The organism is Caballeronia telluris, assembly GCF_001544495.1.
In the GTDB taxonomy this organism is placed as follows: Bacteria; Pseudomonadota; Gammaproteobacteria; order Burkholderiales; family Burkholderiaceae; genus Caballeronia; species Caballeronia telluris.
In genome coordinates this window covers 21,051-39,039 of record NZ_FCNZ02000015.1, presented here as the reverse complement: position 1 = coordinate 39,039, position 17,989 = coordinate 21,051, and the positions used below count along the sequence as shown (strand labels likewise).

The 17,989-nt window shown below is 63.8% G+C and carries 15 protein-coding genes and 1 CRISPR repeat array; of the genes, 6 read left to right on the top strand and 9 right to left on the bottom strand.

Annotated features, from left to right (window positions below; genetic code table 11):
• Positions 1–44: 44 nt before the first annotated feature.
• The 6 genes from AWB66_RS19745 to AWB66_RS19720 are packed head-to-tail and all read left to right on the top strand — an operon-like array spanning position 45 to position 6,886.
• Positions 45–2,435, top strand: a complete 2,391-nt coding sequence (locus AWB66_RS19745; RefSeq protein WP_087631979.1) for a xanthine dehydrogenase family protein molybdopterin-binding subunit — start codon at positions 45–47, stop codon at positions 2,433–2,435.
• A gap of 16 nt (positions 2,436–2,451) precedes the next feature.
• A complete protein-coding gene (locus AWB66_RS19740) occupies positions 2,452–3,252 on the top strand; it encodes an FAD binding domain-containing protein (RefSeq protein WP_087631875.1) in 801 nt (266 codons plus the stop codon).
• An 18-nt stretch (positions 3,253–3,270) separates the two neighbouring features.
• Entirely contained in the window at positions 3,271–4,158 is an 888-nt protein-coding gene (locus tag AWB66_RS19735) for an AAA family ATPase (RefSeq protein WP_087631874.1), read from the top strand.
• Positions 4,159–4,164: 6 nt separating this feature from the next.
• Positions 4,165–5,367, top strand: a complete 1,203-nt coding sequence (locus AWB66_RS19730) for a vWA domain-containing protein (RefSeq protein WP_087631873.1) — start codon at positions 4,165–4,167, stop codon at positions 5,365–5,367.
• A complete protein-coding gene (locus AWB66_RS19725; protein ID WP_087631872.1) occupies positions 5,358–5,891 on the top strand; it encodes an SRPBCC family protein in 534 nt (177 codons plus the stop codon). Before AWB66_RS19730 ends, AWB66_RS19725 begins: the two co-directional genes overlap by 10 nt.
• Positions 5,864–6,886, top strand: a complete 1,023-nt coding sequence (locus tag AWB66_RS19720; RefSeq protein WP_087631871.1) for an XdhC family protein — start codon at positions 5,864–5,866, stop codon at positions 6,884–6,886. The genes AWB66_RS19725 and AWB66_RS19720 overlap by 28 nt, the downstream gene beginning before the upstream one ends.
• A 47-nt stretch (positions 6,887–6,933) precedes the next feature.
• Positions 6,934–7,629: direct repeats of the CRISPR family, unit length 33 nt; unit sequence GTTTCAACCCACGCGCTCGCGAAGAGCGCGACC.
• A 200-nt stretch (positions 7,630–7,829) separates the two neighbouring features.
• Here the strand turns inward: AWB66_RS19720 and cas2 are convergent.
• The 9 genes from cas2 to AWB66_RS19675 form a co-directional block, all read right to left on the bottom strand.
• Entirely contained in the window at positions 7,830–8,120 is a 291-nt protein-coding gene (gene cas2 / locus AWB66_RS19715) for a CRISPR-associated endonuclease Cas2 (RefSeq protein WP_087631870.1), read from the bottom strand.
• A gap of 10 nt (positions 8,121–8,130) precedes the next feature.
• Positions 8,131–9,171 carry a type I-C CRISPR-associated endonuclease Cas1c gene (gene cas1c, locus AWB66_RS19710; RefSeq protein WP_087631869.1) on the bottom strand — a complete coding sequence of 347 codons (1,041 nt, stop codon included), beginning with the start codon at positions 9,169–9,171 and terminating at the stop codon, positions 8,131–8,133.
• Positions 9,156–9,821, bottom strand: a complete 666-nt coding sequence (cas4, locus tag AWB66_RS19705; protein WP_087631868.1) for a CRISPR-associated protein Cas4 — start codon at positions 9,819–9,821, stop codon at positions 9,156–9,158. The genes cas1c and cas4 overlap by 16 nt, the downstream gene beginning before the upstream one ends.
• Position 9,822: 1 nt before the next feature.
• Positions 9,823–10,692 (bottom strand): type I-C CRISPR-associated protein Cas7/Csd2, encoded by an 870-nt coding sequence (gene cas7c / locus AWB66_RS19700; RefSeq protein ID WP_087631867.1) that lies wholly within the window; start codon positions 10,690–10,692, stop codon positions 9,823–9,825.
• Positions 10,689–12,524, bottom strand: a complete 1,836-nt coding sequence (cas8c, locus tag AWB66_RS19695; protein ID WP_087631866.1) for a type I-C CRISPR-associated protein Cas8c/Csd1 — start codon at positions 12,522–12,524, stop codon at positions 10,689–10,691. Before cas8c ends, cas7c begins: the two co-directional genes overlap by 4 nt.
• Positions 12,521–13,195, bottom strand: a complete 675-nt coding sequence (gene cas5c / locus AWB66_RS19690; protein ID WP_087631865.1) for a type I-C CRISPR-associated protein Cas5c — start codon at positions 13,193–13,195, stop codon at positions 12,521–12,523. The genes cas8c and cas5c overlap by 4 nt, the downstream gene beginning before the upstream one ends.
• Before the next feature lie 92 nt (positions 13,196–13,287).
• On the bottom strand, positions 13,288–15,513 hold the full coding sequence (locus AWB66_RS19685; RefSeq protein WP_087631864.1) for a CRISPR-associated endonuclease Cas3'': 2,226 nt from the start codon (positions 15,511–15,513) through the stop codon (positions 13,288–13,290).
• A gap of 682 nt (positions 15,514–16,195) precedes the next feature.
• A complete protein-coding gene (locus tag AWB66_RS19680) occupies positions 16,196–16,939 on the bottom strand; it encodes a PepSY-associated TM helix domain-containing protein (RefSeq protein WP_235021175.1) in 744 nt (247 codons plus the stop codon).
• Positions 16,940–17,136: 197 nt separating this feature from the next.
• Positions 17,137–17,880 carry a PepSY-associated TM helix domain-containing protein gene (locus AWB66_RS19675; RefSeq protein ID WP_087631862.1) on the bottom strand — a complete coding sequence of 248 codons (744 nt, stop codon included), beginning with the start codon at positions 17,878–17,880 and terminating at the stop codon, positions 17,137–17,139.
• Between the last annotated feature and the right edge of the window lie 109 nt (positions 17,881–17,989).

Sequence of the window (17,989 nt, the reverse complement as noted above, 5' to 3'; positions counted from 1 at the left end):
GGGTTCATTCCATTCGATGAATCGCGCCTACTTTGGAGACCGCGATGAACGCCCCTGAGCAACAGCACATGATCGGCGCCGCCGTAAAACGCAAGGAAGACTATCGCTTCCTGACGGGCGCGGGCCAGTACACCGACGACGTCGTCTTCCCGCTGCAAAGCCATGGCGTGTTCCTGCGCTCGCCGCACGCGCACGCGAAGATTCGCAGCATCGACACGGCCGCGGCCAAGGCGTCGCCCGGCGTGATCGCCGTCTTCACCGGCGCGGATCTCGCGGCGGCGAATGTCGGCGGATTGCCGTGCGGCTGGCTGATCCACAGCACCGACGGAAAGCCGATGCACGAGCCGCCGCATCCCGTCATCGCGCACGAGAAGGTGCGGCATGTCGGCGATCAGGTGGCGCTCGTGGTCGCGGAATCGGTGAAGGAAGCGAAGGACGCGCTCGAACTGATCGAGGTGGATTACGACGTGCTGCCGGCCGTCGTCGATACGGGCAGCGCGTCGGAGCCAGGCCGGCCGCTCGTGCACGACGGCGTGCCGGACAACGTCTGCTACAACTGGGGCCACGGCGACAAGGCGAAGACCGACGCCGCGTTCGCGCAGGCCGCGCATGTGACGACGCTTGACATCGTGAACCAGCGTCTCATCCCGAACGCGATCGAGCCGCGCGCGGTGAACGCGAGCTATTCGAAGCACGACGAAAGCTACACGGTCTACGTCGCGAACCAGAATCCGCACGTCGAGCGCTTGTTGATGGCGGCGTTCGTGCTGTCGCTGCCGGAATCGAAGTTGAGGGTGATCGCGCCGGATGTCGGCGGCGGCTTCGGCTCGAAGATCTTCCTGTATGCCGAGGACGTGGCGCTCACCTGGGCGTCGAAGAAGGTTGGGCGTCCGATCAAGTGGACGGCCGAGCGCTCGGAAGCGTTCCTGTCCGATGCCCACGGCCGCGACCATGTGACGAAAGCCGAACTCGCGCTGGACCGCGATGGCAAGTTCCTCGCGATGCGCGTCCACACGACGGCGAACATGGGCGCATATCTGTCGACGTTCGCGTCGTCCGTGCCGACCATCCTCTACGCGACGCTCCTCGCCGGCCAGTACGCGACGCCCGCGATCTACGCCGAGGTGAAGGCGGTCTTCACGAACACGGTTCCCGTCGATGCGTATCGTGGCGCGGGCCGGCCCGAGGCGACTTACGTCGTCGAGCGGCTCGTCGAGACGGCGGCGCGCGAGATGAACATCGATCCCGCCGAGATTCGCCGGCGCAATTTCATCCGCGAGTTTCCGTACGCGACGCCGGTCGGCCTCACCTACGACACCGGCGATTACGACTCGATCCTGAACCGCGCGCTTGAAATCGCGGACGTGAAGGGCTTCCCGGCTCGCCGCGACGAAGCGAAGAAGCAAGGCAAGCTGCGCGGCCTTGGCTACTCGTGCTACATCGAGGCGTGCGGACTCGCGCCGTCGAACATCGCGGGCGCGCTCGGCGCGCGCGCGGGCCTGTTCGAAGCCGGCGAAGTGCGCGTGCATCCGACTGGCTCGGTCACCGTGTTCACCGGCTCGCACAGCCACGGCCAAGGCCACGAGACGACCTTCGCGCAAGTGGTCGCGGACCGGCTCGGCGTGTCGATGGACAACGTCGAGATCATTCACGGCGACACCGGCCGCATTCCGTTCGGCATGGGCACGTATGGCTCGCGCTCGATCGCGGTCGGCGGCTCGGCGCTGATGAAGGCGCTCGACAAGATCGAGGCGAAGGCGAAGAAGATCGCTGCGCATTTGCTGGAGGCGTCGGCGGAGGACATCGAATTCAAGGACGGCATTTTCCGGGTCGCGGGCACGGACCGCACGAAGACGTTCGTCGACGTGTCGCTCGCGGCCTACGTGCCGCACAACTTCCCGCTCGAAACGATGGAGCCGGGCCTCAACGAAAACGCGTTCTACGATCCGACCAACTTTACGTATCCGTCGGGCGCGTATATCTGCGAAGTCGAAGTCGATCAGGACACGGGCGAAACGCGCATCCATAAGTTCACCGCTGTCGACGACTTCGGCAACGTGATCAATCCGATGATCGTCGAGGGGCAGGTGCATGGCGGGCTCGGCCAGGGCATCGGCCAGGCGATGCTGGAGCGCTGCGTGTACGACAACGAAAGCGGCCAGTTGCTCTCCGGCTCGTTCATGGATTACGCGATGCCGCATGCGATCGACCTGCCGAACTTCACGGTGGAAACCGCGAAGGGCACGCCGTGCACGCACAACCCGCTCGGCGTGAAGGGCTGCGGCGAGGCGGGCGCGATCGGTTCGCCGCCGGCCGTCATCAACGCGATTCTCGACGCGCTCGCGCCGCTCGGCGTGAAGGACTTGCAGATGCCCGCGACGCCGCATCGCGTGTGGTCCGCGATGCACGCCGCTTCCGCTTCTTCGAACGCTTAAGGCCGAGGACTTCGACATGTACACATTCGATTACCAGCGACCCGACGAGGCCGATGCAGCGGTCAAGACGCTCACGGCGAACGGCGACGCGAAGTTCCTCGCGGGCGGACAAAGCCTCCTCCCGACGATGCGCCTTCGTCTGGCCCAACCCTCGGCGCTGATCGACGTGACGCGCATCGCGTCGATGAGACAGATCAGCGTGAGCGGCGACACGGTCACGATCGGCGGCGCGGTGTGCCATGCGCTGGTCGCCGCGAACGCGGACGTGCAGAAGGCGCTGCCCGGACTCGCCGACCTCGCCGGACGCATCGGCGACCGGCAGGTTCGGGAGCGCGGCACGATCGGCGGGTCGCTTGCCAACGACGATCCCGCCGCGTGCTATCCATCGGCCGTGCTCGCGCTGAACGCGACCGTCGTGACGGACCGCCGCCGCATCGCCGCCGACGACTTCTTTCTCGGCATGTACGAGACCGCGCTCGAACCCGACGAGCTGATTACCGCCGTCGAATTTCCGCTCGCCGAGCGCGCCGCCTACGAGAAGTTTCGCAATCCGGCTTCGCACTTCGCGCTGGTCGGCGTGTTCGTGGCGAAGCGCGCGGACGGCGTGCGCGTCGCGGTGACGGGCGCGGCGCCTTCCGTGTTCCGCGCGAAGGAACTGGAGGCGGCGTTGTCGAAGGACTTTTCGGTGGCGTCGGCGCGCAGCGTGACGATGTCGCCCGACGGTCTGAACGACGACATGCACGCGAGCGCCGTCTACCGCGCGCATCTGATTCCGGTGCTTGCCGGCCGCGCGATCGAGCGGGCCAACGCGTTCTAGCGTTTCTTCAGGAGCTTCATGGAGCCCGCGTCGATCGACGAAACGCTCGCGCGCCTGGGCGAGCAACAGTACTTCGCGAGCCGCGAACTCGCGACTGCGCTTTTTCTCGCCCTCAAAATGCAGCGGCCGCTTTTTCTCGAAGGCGAACCGGGCGTCGGCAAGACCGAACTGGCGAAGGCGGCGGCGGGGCTCATCGGCACGTCGATGCTGCGCCTGCAATGCTACGAAGGACTCGACACCGCGAGCGCGCTCTACGAGTGGGACTATCCGCGTCAGATCATGGCGCTGCGGCTCGCGGAAGCATCGGGCGAAGCGCCGTCGAACGATTCGCTCTATCGCAGCGAGTTTTTGCTCAAGCGGCCGCTGTTGCAGGCGCTGATGCCCGATCCGTCGAACGCGCTCGCACGGCGCGTGTTGCTGATCGACGAAATCGATCGCGCCGACGAGCCGTTCGAAGCGTTCCTGCTCGAACTGCTGTCGGATTTTCAGGTGTCGATTCCCGAGTACGGCACGGTGCGCGCGGTGCAGCCGCCGCTCGTCGTGATGACGTCGAACCGCACGCGCGAGGTTCACGACGCGCTCAAGCGCCGCTGTCTGTATCAGTGGATCGGCTATCCCGAGCGCGATGTCGAACTGGCGATCGTCGCGGCGCGCGCGCCCGAAGCCGGCGCGCAATTGCAGGCGCGCGCGGTCGCGTTCGTGCACCGGCTTCGCACGCTGGATTTGTTCAAGGCGCCGGGCGTCGCGGAAACGATCGACTGGTGCCGCGCGCTCGCCGCGCTGTCGGTCAGCGAACTCGATCCGCAATCGGTGCAGGACACGCTCGGTGTGCTGCTGAAGTATCAGGACGACCTGGCGCGCGTCGATCGCGAGACGATCGCGCAGTGTCTCGCTGCGCCGGGCTGACCGGCGATGGAACCGTTCGCGCGCAACGTCGTGCATTTCATTCGCCTCTTGCGCGGCGCGGGGCTCGGCATGTCGCCGGCGCACGCGGTGGATGCGCTCGACGCGCTCTGCTGGATCGACATCGCCCGTCGCGACGACGTGCGCGCGACGCTTGCATCGCTCGTCGTGCATGCGCCCGACGAGCGCGATATCTTCGATGCCGCGTTCGATCTCTTCTGGCGCGATCCCGACTGGGAAGGCAAGCTGCGCGCGATGCTGCTGCCGAAGGTCAAAAGCGGCGCGCCGCCGCCCAAACGCAACAACCGCCTCGCCGATGCGCTTGCGGCGCGCGCGGAATCGTCGACGCAAACGCGGCCCGCGGAGCCCGACCGCGAGCCCGAGCAACTGCACGCGCGCATGACGTTCAGCGCGGACGAGCGCCTGAGCCATCGCGACTTCGACACCCTCACCGCCGACGAATGGCGCACTTTGCGGCATCAGATCCGCTCGCACCGGTTGCCGCTCGCGACCGAACCGACGCGGCGTTTCAAGGCGGCGTCGCACGGCACGCACGCGGATTTGCGCGCGAGCGCGCGGCACGCGGTGCGATCCGGCGGCGACTGGACCGTGTGGAAGTATCGGGCGACGGTCGAGCGCCGTCCGCCGCTTGTGCTGCTGCTCGACATTTCCGGCTCGATGAGCGCGTATTCGCGGGCTGTGCTCTACTTCTGCCATGCGCTGCTGCAATCGCGCGAACGGCTGCAGGTCTTCCTGTTCGGCACGCGGCTCACGAACGCGACGCGCGCGCTGCGCGAACGCGATCCCGATGTCGCGATCGCGGGGCTGGCGGATCAGGTCGTCGACTGGTCGGGCGGCACGCGCATCGGCGCCGCGCTCGCGGAGTTCAACCGGCGGTGGGCGCGCCGCGTGCTGTCGGGGCGGGCGACGGTGCTGTTCGTGACCGACGGCCTCGATCACGAAGCGATCGACGTGCTCGATGCCGAGATGGCGCGGCTCGCACGCTTCGCGCATCGGCTCGTGTGGCTCAATCCGCTGTTGCGTTATCCGGACTTCACGCCGCGCGCGCGGGGCGTGCGCGCGATCCTGCCGCACGTCGATGCGATGCTCGCGGCGCATAACCTCGACAGCCTTGCTGCTGTCGGGCGGGAACTGGCGTCGATGAACGGACGCACGGCGCCCCGCAACACAGGAGACATGCGATGGAACTGACCGAGACTCACACGTTGCCTGTGCCGCAGTCGCGCGCATGGGAAGCGCTGAACGACACGGAGATATTGCGTGCTTGCATTCCCGGCTGCGAGAGCATCGAAGCCGACGGCGAGAACGCGTATGCGGTGGCGATGACGGCATCGGTCGGCCCGGTGAAGGCGCGCTTCAAGGGGCGCATGAATCTCACCGAGATCGACGCGCCGCACACGTACACGATCGTGTTCGAAGGGCAGGGCGGCGCGGCGGGTTTCAGCAAGGGCAGTGCGAAGGTGGATCTCGAACCCGGCGACGACGCCGACACGACGAAGCTCTCGTATAGCGCGAACGCGCAGGTCGGCGGGAAGCTCGCGCAGATCGGCTCGCGGCTCGTCGATGGGGCGGCGCGCAAGATTGCCGGGGAATTTTTCAAGCGCTTCAGTGCGCAGTTGCAGGGCGCGCCGGCGGCGGGAGCTAGCGAGGCGGCGCCGGGTGACGATGAGGAGAAAGGAAAGAAATCATGGACAGCGTGGATCTCGAAGTCCTGAGGAACAGCGCTCGGTGGCTCGAAGACGGACATCGCGTGCTACTCGTCACGGTGGTGAAGACGTGGGGCTCGTCGCCGAGGCCCGAGGGCGCGATGCTCGCCGTGCGCGACGACGGGCATGTGGTCGGCTCGGTGTCGGGCGGGTGTATCGAAGACGATCTGATCGAGCGTGTGCGGCAGCGCGGGATTGAGCAGTCGCGGCCCGAGACCGTGAAGTACGGCATCACGGCGGAAGAGGCGCATCGCTTCGGGCTGCCTTGCGGCGGGACGATTCAGCTCGTGCTGGAGCCGTTGACGCTGCAAAGCGGGATCGCCGGATTGTGCGAGGCGGTGGAAGCGGGAAGACTCGTCGCGCGGTCGCTGGACATGACGACAGGCGACGTGCGGATGGAACCGGCGCTCGCGACCGATGGCGCGCTCTTCGACGACGCGACGCTGCTCACGATCCACGGGCCGCGTTATCGGATGCTCGTGATCGGGGCGGGGCAGTTGTCGCGGTATCTGTGCAATATCGCGGTGGGGCTGGATTATCAGGTGACCGTGTGCGATCCGCGCGAGGAGTACACGCAGGAGTGGGACGTGCCCGGGACGACGATCGTGCGGACCATGCCGGACGATACGGTCATGGAGATGAAGCTCGATGAACGATGCGCGGTGATTGCGCTGACGCACGATCCGAAGCTGGACGATCTCGCGTTGATGGAGGCGTTGAAGACGCCGGCTTTTTATGTCGGCGCGCTGGGGTCGCGGAGGAATAATGCGGCTCGGCGGGAGCGGTTGAAGGAGTTTGATTTGTCCGAGGCGGAGTTGGCCCGGTTGCATGGGCCGGTGGGGATTTATATCGGGAGCCGGACCCCTCCGGAGATTGCGGTTTCGATTCTCGCGGAGGTGACGGCGGCGAAGAATGGGGTGTCGTTGCCGGAGTTGTTGAAGGTCGAAGGGGCTAAGGTCGCGCGGGAGGTTGAGGGGAGGGATGGGGTGGTTTGTGGGATTTGAGGGGGGAGCGGGATGGGGTTCATGCAACGCACCCAGCTTCGTATGCTGTTTCAACCCACGCGCTTGCGAAGAGCGCGACTAGTTCACGCGAAATCGCACTTCGACGTCGTTGTGGTTTCAACCCACGCGCTCGCGAAGAGCGCGTCTCCATGTTGTGGGCGAATCACAGCGCACAGTTCCAGTTTCAACCCACGCGCTCGCGAATAGCGCGACGACTGGTCGCGCGGGAGCGCTGCCGGATACATCGCGTTTCAACCCACGCGCTCGCGAAGAGCGCGACCTGCCTGAACTGTTCATGGGCGTTCCTGACGCAGAGTTTCAACCCACGCGCTCGCGAAGAGCGCGACCCAACACCATCAATGACATCGTCACGAAGGTGCTGTTTCAACCCACGCGCTCGCGAAGAGCGCGACCAGCCAGGCCGGCGGGATCATGGCATGAGCGTAAGTTTCAACCCACGCGCTCGCGAAGAGCGCGACCCGCTGCGGTGATGATGGTCTCGAGCGAGACCGGGTTTCAACCCACGCGCTCGCGAAGAGCGCGACCTGCTTGGCAACACCTTGCGCGTTTTGGAAGTCGCGTTTCAACCCACGCGCTCGCGAAGAGCGCGACCGGGCGGCACCAATATCGAGCAGGACGAAGACCGTTTCAACCCACGCGCTCGCGAAGAGCGCGACGAACACGCATTGCCGGCGCCCATGCGCGGCGAAGTTTCAACCCACGCGCTCGCGAAGAGCGCGACGCCATCCCCACCAACTCAATGATTCCCCAACAAAAATCCCCGCTCATCCGCGAACCTGTTGGAGACACCGGAAAAACCGCAATCACCACACCACACCGGTCCCAAACCAACCAGAATCCGCATAATAATCAAGTAGTTAAAAACCCCGCGAACCTCCCGGCATTTCCCCTCCCGTTTCACGTTCGCACCCACCACCCTCGCTCAGACAATCAACGGCCCGTTCAAATCGACAGCCGCCTTCGCGCCGACGTGCTCAATGCGCTTCCCCCAGTTCTTGCCGAGAAAATAAAAGCGCAAGCTATCGACCTCCGGATCGATCAATCCGACCAACCGATGCCTGAGCAACGTCCACTGCGCCGGATCCACCTCGATCTCGAACACCGAGTACTGCACGCGCTGACCAAAATCCCTGCAAGCCCGCGCCACTCGGCGCAGACGGCCCGACCCGCCGTCGGACGAAGTCGCGACGTCGTAGCTGACCAACACCATCATGAACGGCTCCTCACTTCCAGAGAAACGCCGGATAGGCATCGAGATCGCCGCGCAGATGACGCGCGAGCAACTGCGCCTGCACGAACGGCACCATCCCGAGAGGGATTTTTTCGTCGATGAACGGATGCAGCATCTCGTCCCGCTTGCGTTCCTGATACGCGACGAGAATCGCCTTGCGCGCCGCTTCGCTCATCGTCACCGCGCCGTTATCGAGTGTCTTGAAGTCCCGCGCGTTCAACTGCTTGCGGTTCACGAGCGACAGCGCGAGGCGATCCGCGATGACCGGCCGCATCTCTTCGATCAGATCGAGCGCCAGACTCGGCCGCCCCGGCCGGTCGCGGTGAAGAAAGCCCACGGCAGGATCGAGCCCGACGGTTTCGAGCGCCGACCGGCAATCGTGCGTGAGCAGCGTGTACAGAAAGGAAAGGACCGCGTTGATCGCATCGAGCGGCGGCCGCCGGTTTCGGCCGCGAAACTGAAGCGCGGGATGCTTGACGCGGATCAAATGACCGAACACGCCGAAATAGCTCTGCGCGGCCTCGCCTTCCAGACCACGCAACACGTCGATGTCGCATTCGATCCGCAGACGCCGCGCGATCATCGCGAGACGCGTGCGCGCCCGTTCGATCTCTTGCCGACGATCATCCGGGAAGTCGTCGCCATGGTCGCGCAACGCACGGCTTATCACCGCGCGCTGGTTGTATAGCTTGCCCGCCAGGACGTTGCGCACGATCGGCACCGCGCGCGGCAGGTCGTCGCTCACGCGATACTGCTCGCGGCGCAGCAGCACGTTGCCGGCCACCGGACCTTCGACGCGCGCGAGAAACCGCCCGCTGGCCGACAGATACGCGACGCTCACGCCCTGTTCCGCGCAATACCCGAGCAGCGGCGGCGACACGAGCACGCGACCCAAGCAGACGACGCTCGCCAGCATGTGAATCGGCAGACGCGCGCGCTCGGCGCCGTCCACTTCCATGACGACATTCGCGCCGTCCTTCTTGAGCCACGCACCCTCGGTCGTCACGTAGAGCGTGTTCAACTGCCGTCGCATGGATCAGTCTCAAGTTGGGCGTCGAACCACGTCTTCGCCGAGGCGTGCCGGCTCAGCGTCCGAGGCCGACAGTCGTCGATCAATGAGCAGGCGTCGCAGCGGCGCGCTTCGTATCGAGCAGGCGGGGTCCGTGCGTTGCGCATCAACGCGCGAACCGCTTCGATGGTCGCGAGCGTCAGATGCCGGAGTTTGGCATCGAAGGACAGGATCCGCCGCCGCCGCGTCGTGCCGTAGAAGAGCGCGCCTTCGTCGATCGGCTGGCCGAGCATCGATTCGAGGCACAGCGCCTGTGCGCATAGCTGAACTTCGTCCGCGCGGTGAGCCTTCGGACGTCCACGCTTGTATTCCACCGGATAAGCGCGCTCGCGAGAGCCGTCGTCCGGCTGATGAAACTCGACGACATCCGCGACGCCCACGAGGCCCAGACCGGGATTCGATAACGGCATGGCCGTCACCGTTCGGACACCGTGCCGGCCGGCGGTGCGCGGCGTGTCGGCGCGCTCGTGCAGCACGCGCCCCTCGGCGGTGTAGACGTTTTCCGTCCAGATGCGCTCGACGTGGATCAGCGCGCACTGACGCGGACAGTGCAGAAAATGCTGAAGCGCCGAGAGGGGAATCGTGGCTTCGTCGACGGATGCGCCGTCTGTCATCCTAGATGCGGTCGATCACCGTCACGCCGGCCGGAATGCTGTGCGCGTCGATCGTCACTTCGTAGTTCGAGAAGTAGCGCGCGGGCAGATCGGCGTCCGTCGTCGTCCGCGCGACTTTCACGGCGTCGAAGAGCACATGCGCCGGCGCGTTGCCCATCGGATGATCGTGCTTGAAGACGATGAGCTTGCGCGCCGCCATCTCGCCGCGCGCGGCCGAGCGGTCGTGTTCGAACATGCCGGTGAGCGAGCGCCAGAGGAGTTCGAGATCGTCCTCCGTGAATCCGGTGCGTTCGGCGAGCTTCGCGGAGATGAAGCCGTGCGCGCGGTAGAGTCCGTACGGAAGGATGTGCTTGCGTCCCATCGTGCGTTCGTTGTCGGCGTCTTTCTCATGCGTGACGGCCATGCGCGTGATCGACACTTCCATCGGCACGACCGGTTCGATCGACGATGCGAACGTGAACTGAACCGGCCCGCGCACCTGCCCGCAATTGACGCCGGTGGTCATCACGGCGCCGAACGCGCGGATGTCGAAGAAGTTGTCGCACATCCACCGGGTCGGGGCGTCTGCCTGCTTTGGATCTTTCGGCAATCTTTTATCGACGGGTTCGAGATTCTCTGCCTGATAAGCCTTCCTGTGCTGATTGTTCAGCACGGCCTTTTCCTGCATGTAGATCGCATGTCCAGCTTCGCCCTCTTTCTCCAGGCTCACGTAATTGCGAATCTTGCGCTTGAGGCAGACATCGGTGACGAGGCCATGGTTCGTTTCCGGATCGAGCCGCGGGAGGTTGCCCGCGTCCGGGTCACCGTTGGGATTGCCGTTGGTCACGTCGAACAGATAGACGAATTCGTAGCGATTGGCGATGGTGGTCATGCGGTTGTTTCTTCCGTGATGGGATCAGTGTGGTCGTCAGTGACACCGGACGCGTCGTTGTGGTCGGACTTGCGCCGGAAGCGTTCGCTGCGCTGGTGGTAATAGCCGATCGCAAAGCAGCCCTGATCCTCCAGCGACAACGTGCGCGGAAAGTGGCTGCCCATGCCGTCGAGGATCTCGCCGGCTTCCCGTTCGAGCGAGATGGCGCGGCCTCGGGTCTCGGGCGTCGTCATCGCCTTCGAAAGATGGTTTTGCGCACCGCGCATCAGAAGCGGAAACACGAGCACGGGTGTCGCGGACGCCGAACCGTAATAGCGGTCGCGAATCGTTGCATTGAGCTTGTCACCCAGCGCGGCGTTCTGAATGCTCTCCAAAACCGAGAACAGGCGGCCGAGACGGTAGCTCGGCGTGGGATCGTTTCTATTCAGGCTCACAGGTATCTCCGTTGCGATTCCTTTCACGTTCAGGCGCAGATCGCGCGCGAGAACGGCTTTGCATAACGCCACGCGCAGACCCGAGACGTCCTTGTCCGCGCGCATGCGCACGATGGCGGCGCTCAACAGCGAACGCGGATAGCGCGACCCGGTGAGCACCGCGCGCATCATGGCGCCCGCGAGTTGTGGCGGGATGTTCTCGCTCTTTTCTTGCGCGGCGGTGGCAGCGAGAAGACGCCACGCGGCGGGCGGCGTCTTCCACGGCACGGGTTCGATCAGAAGATCGTCGTAGTGCTGCGCGAGGCGTTTCGCGAACTCCTCGAGGCTTGCTGTCGCCCAATACCGGATCGACAGCCGCGACGCATTCGGCGAGAGCCCCAGCACGAACATCTTCGTTTTCGGGTCGAGGCGCGTATCGAGCGTATCGAGTGCGCGTCCCTGCGATACCGCTTCGAGCGCGTGCCGCAGATTGGCCGTTTCGGAAGAATCGGTCGGCGGCGGGGGATCGAGTATGTCCAAGAACAGCGATTCGGCCGCTTCCTGCGCGGATTCGTCGTTGGCTTCGGCCCAGAACACGACGCTGGCATCGCCGATCTGCACGCATTGCCGATGATGCGGGTCGCGTTGCAGCAGATGATTGAGGACCGTGGTGTAACCGAACGCGGCGGACGTCGAGACGGGCGCATTGGCGCCATTCTCCTTTCCATATGACTTGGAACAGTCGACGTGGAAGGACAAGATCGATGCCCCGGCAACCTGCGCGCCCCAGACGCCCTTGATGGCCGGATGCAGCCGCGCGATCGGCCGTGCATCGCCCGTGACGAGACACATGGCCGTGGGACTATCGTCATCCGCGCCGTGGCGCGCGACCAGTTCGTTCGCCGCCGCGCTTTCATGGATGTAGCCCGCGACGCCATCGAGCCTGAACACCACATTCGACGCGAACAATTCCGGCACATGTTTGACGATGGCGGGAAATTCGCTCCACTTCTCCGGCACCCACGCTTCGAGAAACTTCCGCAACGCGACGAGTCCTTCGTCGGTCGCATCGGCAAGGCGCTCCAGATGCAGCGCCTTGAACGCGCCATGCGACTTCAGATTCAGCGCGGGCGCGCCCGACCCCGCCTTTTGTTCGACGCCGAGCACGAACGCGGTCTTATCCCAAAGGAAGAACGGCGCCGGCGAGATGCCCGGGCGCTTGAACGAAGCCGGCACGGTCAGCAGTTTCCACTTCGGCCTCTTGCCTTCGTGGTCGCGAATATCGTCCACATCGACGAGTGTTCCGTCCTTCGCGAGAAGCAGCGCGAAGCTGATCTTCTCCTGACTCAGCCCGAAAGCGGGAAGCTTGCCGCGCTTCGCTTGCCGGTCGTAATGCTGCGCGAGGGCGCTGAAGATCATCGCGTGCTCCCTTCGCGGACCAGCGGCGGAATCTCGATCCAGCCGTTCTTCATGGACGCGCGGAAGAAGTGCGGCGTCATGCCGTTGTCGAAATCGATGTCGTGCAGCATCCAGCCGAGGTCTTTCGTCTCGATCAGCGATTCGTGCGGCGCGGGCGCGTCCTTGCCGTCTTCGAGCAACTCGAAATTCGCGGGAAACTCGCGGGTGCCGAAGCAGGGCGTGTGAAAGCATTGGCCCTTGCGCGCACGCCGGTTGAAGATGTCCAGGTGCTTGCCGACGGTCTCGCCGGCTTCGGCCTTGTCGGTCAGAACGAAATGCGCTTCGATCACATAGGCGACGTCGCGCAGGATCATGGATGCACGCTGTTGGCGGTCTTCATCGACGAAATTGACGAGGCCATCGACGCGTGCCGCCTTCATCGCCGAGCGCGCGCTCGCTGCCGGGATCTTGCTCGCGACTTCGTTGCGGCGAATGGTATCGAAGCGAACTGGCTTCAACACCTGAATGCGATCGACGATCCAGCGGATTGCCGGCTTCCAGTGAATCGCCTCGACGATTCCACGCGCGGCCGACGGCGTGATGACGTCGTAGGACACGCGTTCGACCTTCATTTCGGGCCGCGTGAACAAGGCTCTGTCGCCCCAGATGTGCAGGCGGATTCCATATGCCATGTTGTCTCTCTTGTCTTTCGTGCTGGGATCGGCTTATAAGCTATCAGAAATCCTGATTAAATTAAACGGACTTGGATCAAGGCTCCACGATTTCAGCGAATCAGACCCTCGATCGTCAAGCCACTGTCTTCATCGACACGAAGGCCGTACCGTTCGTCATAGAGATTCATGGTGATCAATTGCATGAACTGGGTGCCGAAGCGTTCCTGTTCGATCGGCTGGATCGCGCCCGATGCCGCCAGCCGTGCGTGAACCTGAGGGCGTACCTGGACGATGTACGGCTGAAGCTTGCGGGCAGTTCCGCCGCATTGGGTGGCGAAGCGAAGGTCGCGAACCAGTTTTTGCGATTGCTCGTCGTCGGCGACGATGATGGGCATGTCGGCGTTGTCGATCATCCGGAACGCCCGCTCGATATGCTCGAACGCGAATCCGTCCAGCCCGCCATCCTCGATCAAGCCGAGCAGGTTGCGCTTGTCGAGCGCCTCGACGCCCTTTTGCCAGTAAAGCTCGTTGAAGTACGTCTCGATCGCTGCGAGCGACAACGGATCATCCCCGTGGTTGCGCAGCACTTCACGCGCTTTGTCCGCGAATGCTTCCAGTTCCTTCGGCGGCTTCCAGTCCGGGTTGGCCGGCCAAAATACCGTGACGATGCTTTCGTCGCGCGGGCGCTTGCCGTTGCGATTGCAGCGGCCCGCGGCTTGCGCGATCGAGTCGAGGCCCGCTTCCGCACGCAGGACATGGGGGAAATCCACGTCGACGCCCGCTTCGATCAGCGAAGTCGAGACGAGGCGGCAAGGCTTTTCTTCTTTGAGAAGTTTGCGCACGTCATCGAGCACGCGCGTGCGATGGGTCGCGTGCATCAGCGTGCTGAGATGACGCGCGCCCGGCTCGTGTTCGATCGATTTGAACAGCGCCTGCGCGTGCCGTTTGTTGTTCACGATGCATAACACCCGATCGCGATCGCGCATGCGCTGAGCGAGTTGCTCATCGTCGAGCGGGCCGGCTATCTCCAGCTTCACGCGGGCCAGGGCGTCGAACAAACGCTGCGGCTCGGGCGCGAGTTCGCGCACGTTGGCGAAGCCGCCTTCGAACTTCGGCGCATTCAGCGCGGGCTGCGTTGCGGTGCAGAGCACGACGCTCGTGCGGTAGTTGAGCGCGAGTTCGTCGAGCACCGTGACGCAAGGCCGAAGCAGCGGCAGCGGCAGCACCTGCGCTTCATCGAGAATCACGACGCTGTTCGCGATGTTGTGCAGCTTGCGGCAACGCGACGGGCGCGCGGCGTAGAGACTCTCGAAAAATTGCACCGACGTCGTGACGACGACGCGCGCGTCCCAGTTTTCCATCGCGATGCGAAGCTTGGCGGCGGAGTCGTGCTTCATGCCCTTCGGCTCGGTGAAGGCGCTGTGATGTTCGACGATTGCGTGCTCGCCGAGATCGCCGAATGCCTCGCGGAACACGGCGGCATTTTGCTCGACGATGCTCGTGAACGGGATCACGAAAATGATGCGATCGAGTCCGTGCGCGATCGCGTGATCTAGCGCGAAGGCGAGCGATGTGAGCGTTTTGCCGCCGCCTGTCGGAACGGTGAGCGAGAACATGCCGGGCGCGTTCTCTGCGCGGGAGCGGGCATGAGAGAGGATGTCGGCGCGTGTGGCGTCGATGGGCTTCTCTATCTTGAAGCGGCTGAGATACTCGTCGAGGCGGGCGCGCAGTTCGATCAGGCTCGGCTTTGGCGCATCGCGTGCGCGCAGGGTGTCCGGGTCGCCATAGAATCGTTCGGTATCCAGATAGTCGCCATCGACGACGCACGAGAAGATCATGCGCGTCAGCAGCGAGAGCTGGAATTGTTGGCGAGTTTTGTCTTTCCGCAATTCCGACGGCATGACTTCGGCAGCCGACGCTGGCAGCGTGAGTTCGCGCTCGAATGCGGGCGACAGATCCGGCAGCCGCGCCTTGAGTCGTTCGTCGAGCGCCGTCCGTTCGCCCGCTTCGCGGCCATTGGCGAGTCCCGCGTGATGTCCCGCGATCGCGTAGGCGATGAGCCGTCCAAGGCGTCCATATCGTTCGCAGGCGAGCTTTGCGCCCCAGGTCGAGTGATCGACGCGGGCTCCTCCTTCGAGGCGTCGCTGGAATTCGGCGCTGTATTTGCCGAGGTCGTGCAGCAACCCGGCGACATGCGCGAGTGCTTCCGCGCCGAATGGCCGGGCGAAACCTCCCGCGAGAAGGGCGACGGCGTTCAGATGGTCCGCAAGAGGCTGCCAGTCGGATCTGTCGGTCGTGTCGGTCGAGTGCGCGTAGAAGCGTGATGAGTTCGACAATTGCTCGCCTCCGTTTTGGTTGTCGGGCCGGCATCCGGGCAAGCGGTCCGCATCGCCGATTCTAGTGCGCGATTTGTCTCAAAAACATATTGGGGTGCGAATGATTGAAAACTCAGGATGCGCGGTGTATGTTTGAGCCTCATAGTGTCGAGCACTTCGTATTTGCCAATGGATTGAGGCACAGATCGGAGTGCTACGTTGTTACTCGAACATGATGCCGTGATGGTGTCATGACTTTTTTCACTAACGGAGGTGGCAGCATCGTTAGTAATTCGAGAGCTTCACTCAAAAATAAGGATAGCGAATCGTATTGTTTGCTTAAGTATCAATTGCAGTCGCTGGGTCGTTTTGCAGAATGAGCGGATAAGCAAAAAACGTACAAGGAAACATCGATCCACGCGTTGCGCAAGTCGAGACGTGTCGGGGCACTCACGACGCTCGAGAACTGCAAGCCTTCGTGCGTGTGGGAGGCAGAGAAGAATGCGCCGACGTTAAAGTCGGTGGGCGACCTTTGCGATAGCCGGAGGTCGCCAAACTTGATTGGAAGTCATGCTTTCGCGAGCATGCGGATTGAAACGTATTTGCCAAACTAGCGGCTTTTAGCTGGCTTTTAGCTAGTAGATGCGATCGGGCCATGGGCTCGATCGCATCAATGATCGCAAGCATGTAAGAGGTGTCTTGTTCACATCATCCCGCACACCACAGCCGCCGCAATCGACGCCCCCACGAGCACGACGCCCACGGTCCGCTGCTTGTTCAACTGGGTCCAAAGCAGCACGCCGGTCAGCGACAGCAGGATGATGCTCCCCGCGAGCGTATCGATGAGCAGCACCCAGCCGACGCTCAGTCCCACGCCCTTGTGCAGATTGCTCATCGTCGCGAGGAGGCTGTTCTCCGTGCGCTTCACCGACACGAAACCGTTGCCCACCCAGTATTGCGCCGACACCCCGCCGCCCGGCGACGCGATCATTACGGTCCACTGCTCGGGCTGCATCGTCTTCTGATCGCCCCACCCGACCGGGCGCGCCGCTTCGCGTTTCACGCGTCCGACATTCCCGTCGATCTTCAATTCGCGCTTGAGCCATCCCCCGAGTTCCTCCGGCGAGTGAAGTCCTTGCGCGGGCACGGCGAGCTGCATCTGCGAGACCTGCGGTTCGCCGGTCGAAATCTTCAGCGGCCCGCCGCGATGGTTGAGCAGGAATCCCGTCGTGCCGAACAGAAGGCCGAGCACCGCACCCCACAGCCCGATCCAGCCATGCATCTTGCGCAGCCATTTGATGAACGTCGCGCGCCGCGAGCGGCCGCGACGCACGGCCTGTTCCGAATCGTCGATGAGGCGATGCGTCGCGGGCTCAGTAGATTGTTTGTGCCGCTTCGCGGCTGCGTTGGATGGTGCTTGTTGCTCGATGTGGTCGGGCGCATTCACACGTCTCTCCGTCATTCAGCGCGGAAAGGGAATCGGACGGAGCGGTCGATGCCGCTTCTGTCCTGATACGTAACAGCGGTTGTCCGCGTAAGCAGCCCGCGTGCACCGATTCTAGAAGTCGATTTGTCTCGAAAACAACCTGGAATGTGAACAATTGCAAAGTCGCGCCAGATGCGTGCGTGTGAGCGGTGTCCCGTTCACATCATCCCGCAAACCACGGCCGCCACAATCGACGCCCCCACCAGCACCACCCCCACGGTCCGCCGCTTGTTCAACTCGGTCCACAGCAGGACGCCCGTCAACGAGAGCAGAATGATGCTCCCCGCGAGCGTGTCGATCAGCAGCACCCACCCGACGCTCAATCCCACGCCCTTGTGCAGATTGCTCATCGTCGCGAGGAAGCTGTTCTCGGTGCGCTTCACCGACACGAAGCCGTTCCCCACCCAATATTCCGCCGACACCCCGCCGCCCGGCGACGCGATCATTATGGTCCACTGTTCGGGCTGCATCGTCTTCTGATCGCCCCAGGCGACCGGCCGCGCCGCTTCGCGCTTCACGCGACCGACATTCCCGTCGATCTTCAATTCGCCCTTGAGCCAGCCGCCGAGTTCCTTCGGCGAGTGAAATCCTTGCGCGGGCACGGCGAGTTGCATCTGCGAAACCTGCGGTTCGCCGGTCGAAATCTTCAGCGGGCCGCCGCGATGGTTGAGTAGAAATCCCGTCGTGCCGAACAGAAGTCCGAGCACCGCGCCCCACAGCCCGACCCAGCCATGCACCTTGCGCAGCCACTTGATGAACGTCGCGCGCCGCGAGCGGCTGCGACGCACGGCCTGCTCCGCATCGTCGATGAGGCGATGCGTTCCCGGCTCGGTGTGTTGTTTGTAGCGCTTGGCGGATGCCTTCGATGGCGCTTGTTGCTCGATGTGCTCGGGCGCGTTCACGCGTCTCTCCGTTATTCGGCGGGAAAAGGAAATCGGACCGGAGCGGTTGCCGCCGCATCGGCCCTGATAGACAACGAATGAGAATCGTTATCATTACACGACGAATGGG

What these genes read in the sequence shown, in the direction of transcription:
- AWB66_RS19745 (WP_087631979.1), top strand. Translation starts at nt 45, where the DNA reads ATGAACGCCCCTGAGCAACAGCACATGATCGGCGCCGCCGTAAAACGC.
- AWB66_RS19740 (WP_087631875.1), top strand. Translation starts at nt 2,452, where the DNA reads ATGTACACATTCGATTACCAGCGACCCGACGAGGCCGATGCAGCGGTC.
- AWB66_RS19735 (WP_087631874.1), top strand. Translation starts at nt 3,271, where the DNA reads ATGGAGCCCGCGTCGATCGACGAAACGCTCGCGCGCCTGGGCGAGCAA.
- AWB66_RS19730 (WP_087631873.1), top strand. Translation starts at nt 4,165, where the DNA reads ATGGAACCGTTCGCGCGCAACGTCGTGCATTTCATTCGCCTCTTGCGC.
- AWB66_RS19725 (WP_087631872.1), top strand. Translation starts at nt 5,358, where the DNA reads ATGGAACTGACCGAGACTCACACGTTGCCTGTGCCGCAGTCGCGCGCA.
- AWB66_RS19720 (WP_087631871.1), top strand. Translation starts at nt 5,864, where the DNA reads ATGGACAGCGTGGATCTCGAAGTCCTGAGGAACAGCGCTCGGTGGCTC.
- cas2 (WP_087631870.1), bottom strand. Translation starts at nt 8,120, where the DNA reads ATGATGGTGTTGGTCAGCTACGACGTCGCGACTTCGTCCGACGGCGGG.
- cas1c (WP_087631869.1), bottom strand. Translation starts at nt 9,171, where the DNA reads ATGCGACGGCAGTTGAACACGCTCTACGTGACGACCGAGGGTGCGTGG.
- cas4 (WP_087631868.1), bottom strand. Translation starts at nt 9,821, where the DNA reads ATGACAGACGGCGCATCCGTCGACGAAGCCACGATTCCCCTCTCGGCG.
- cas7c (WP_087631867.1), bottom strand. Translation starts at nt 10,692, where the DNA reads ATGACCACCATCGCCAATCGCTACGAATTCGTCTATCTGTTCGACGTG.
- cas8c (WP_087631866.1), bottom strand. Translation starts at nt 12,524, where the DNA reads ATGATCTTCAGCGCCCTCGCGCAGCATTACGACCGGCAAGCGAAGCGC.
- cas5c (WP_087631865.1), bottom strand. Translation starts at nt 13,195, where the DNA reads ATGGCATATGGAATCCGCCTGCACATCTGGGGCGACAGAGCCTTGTTC.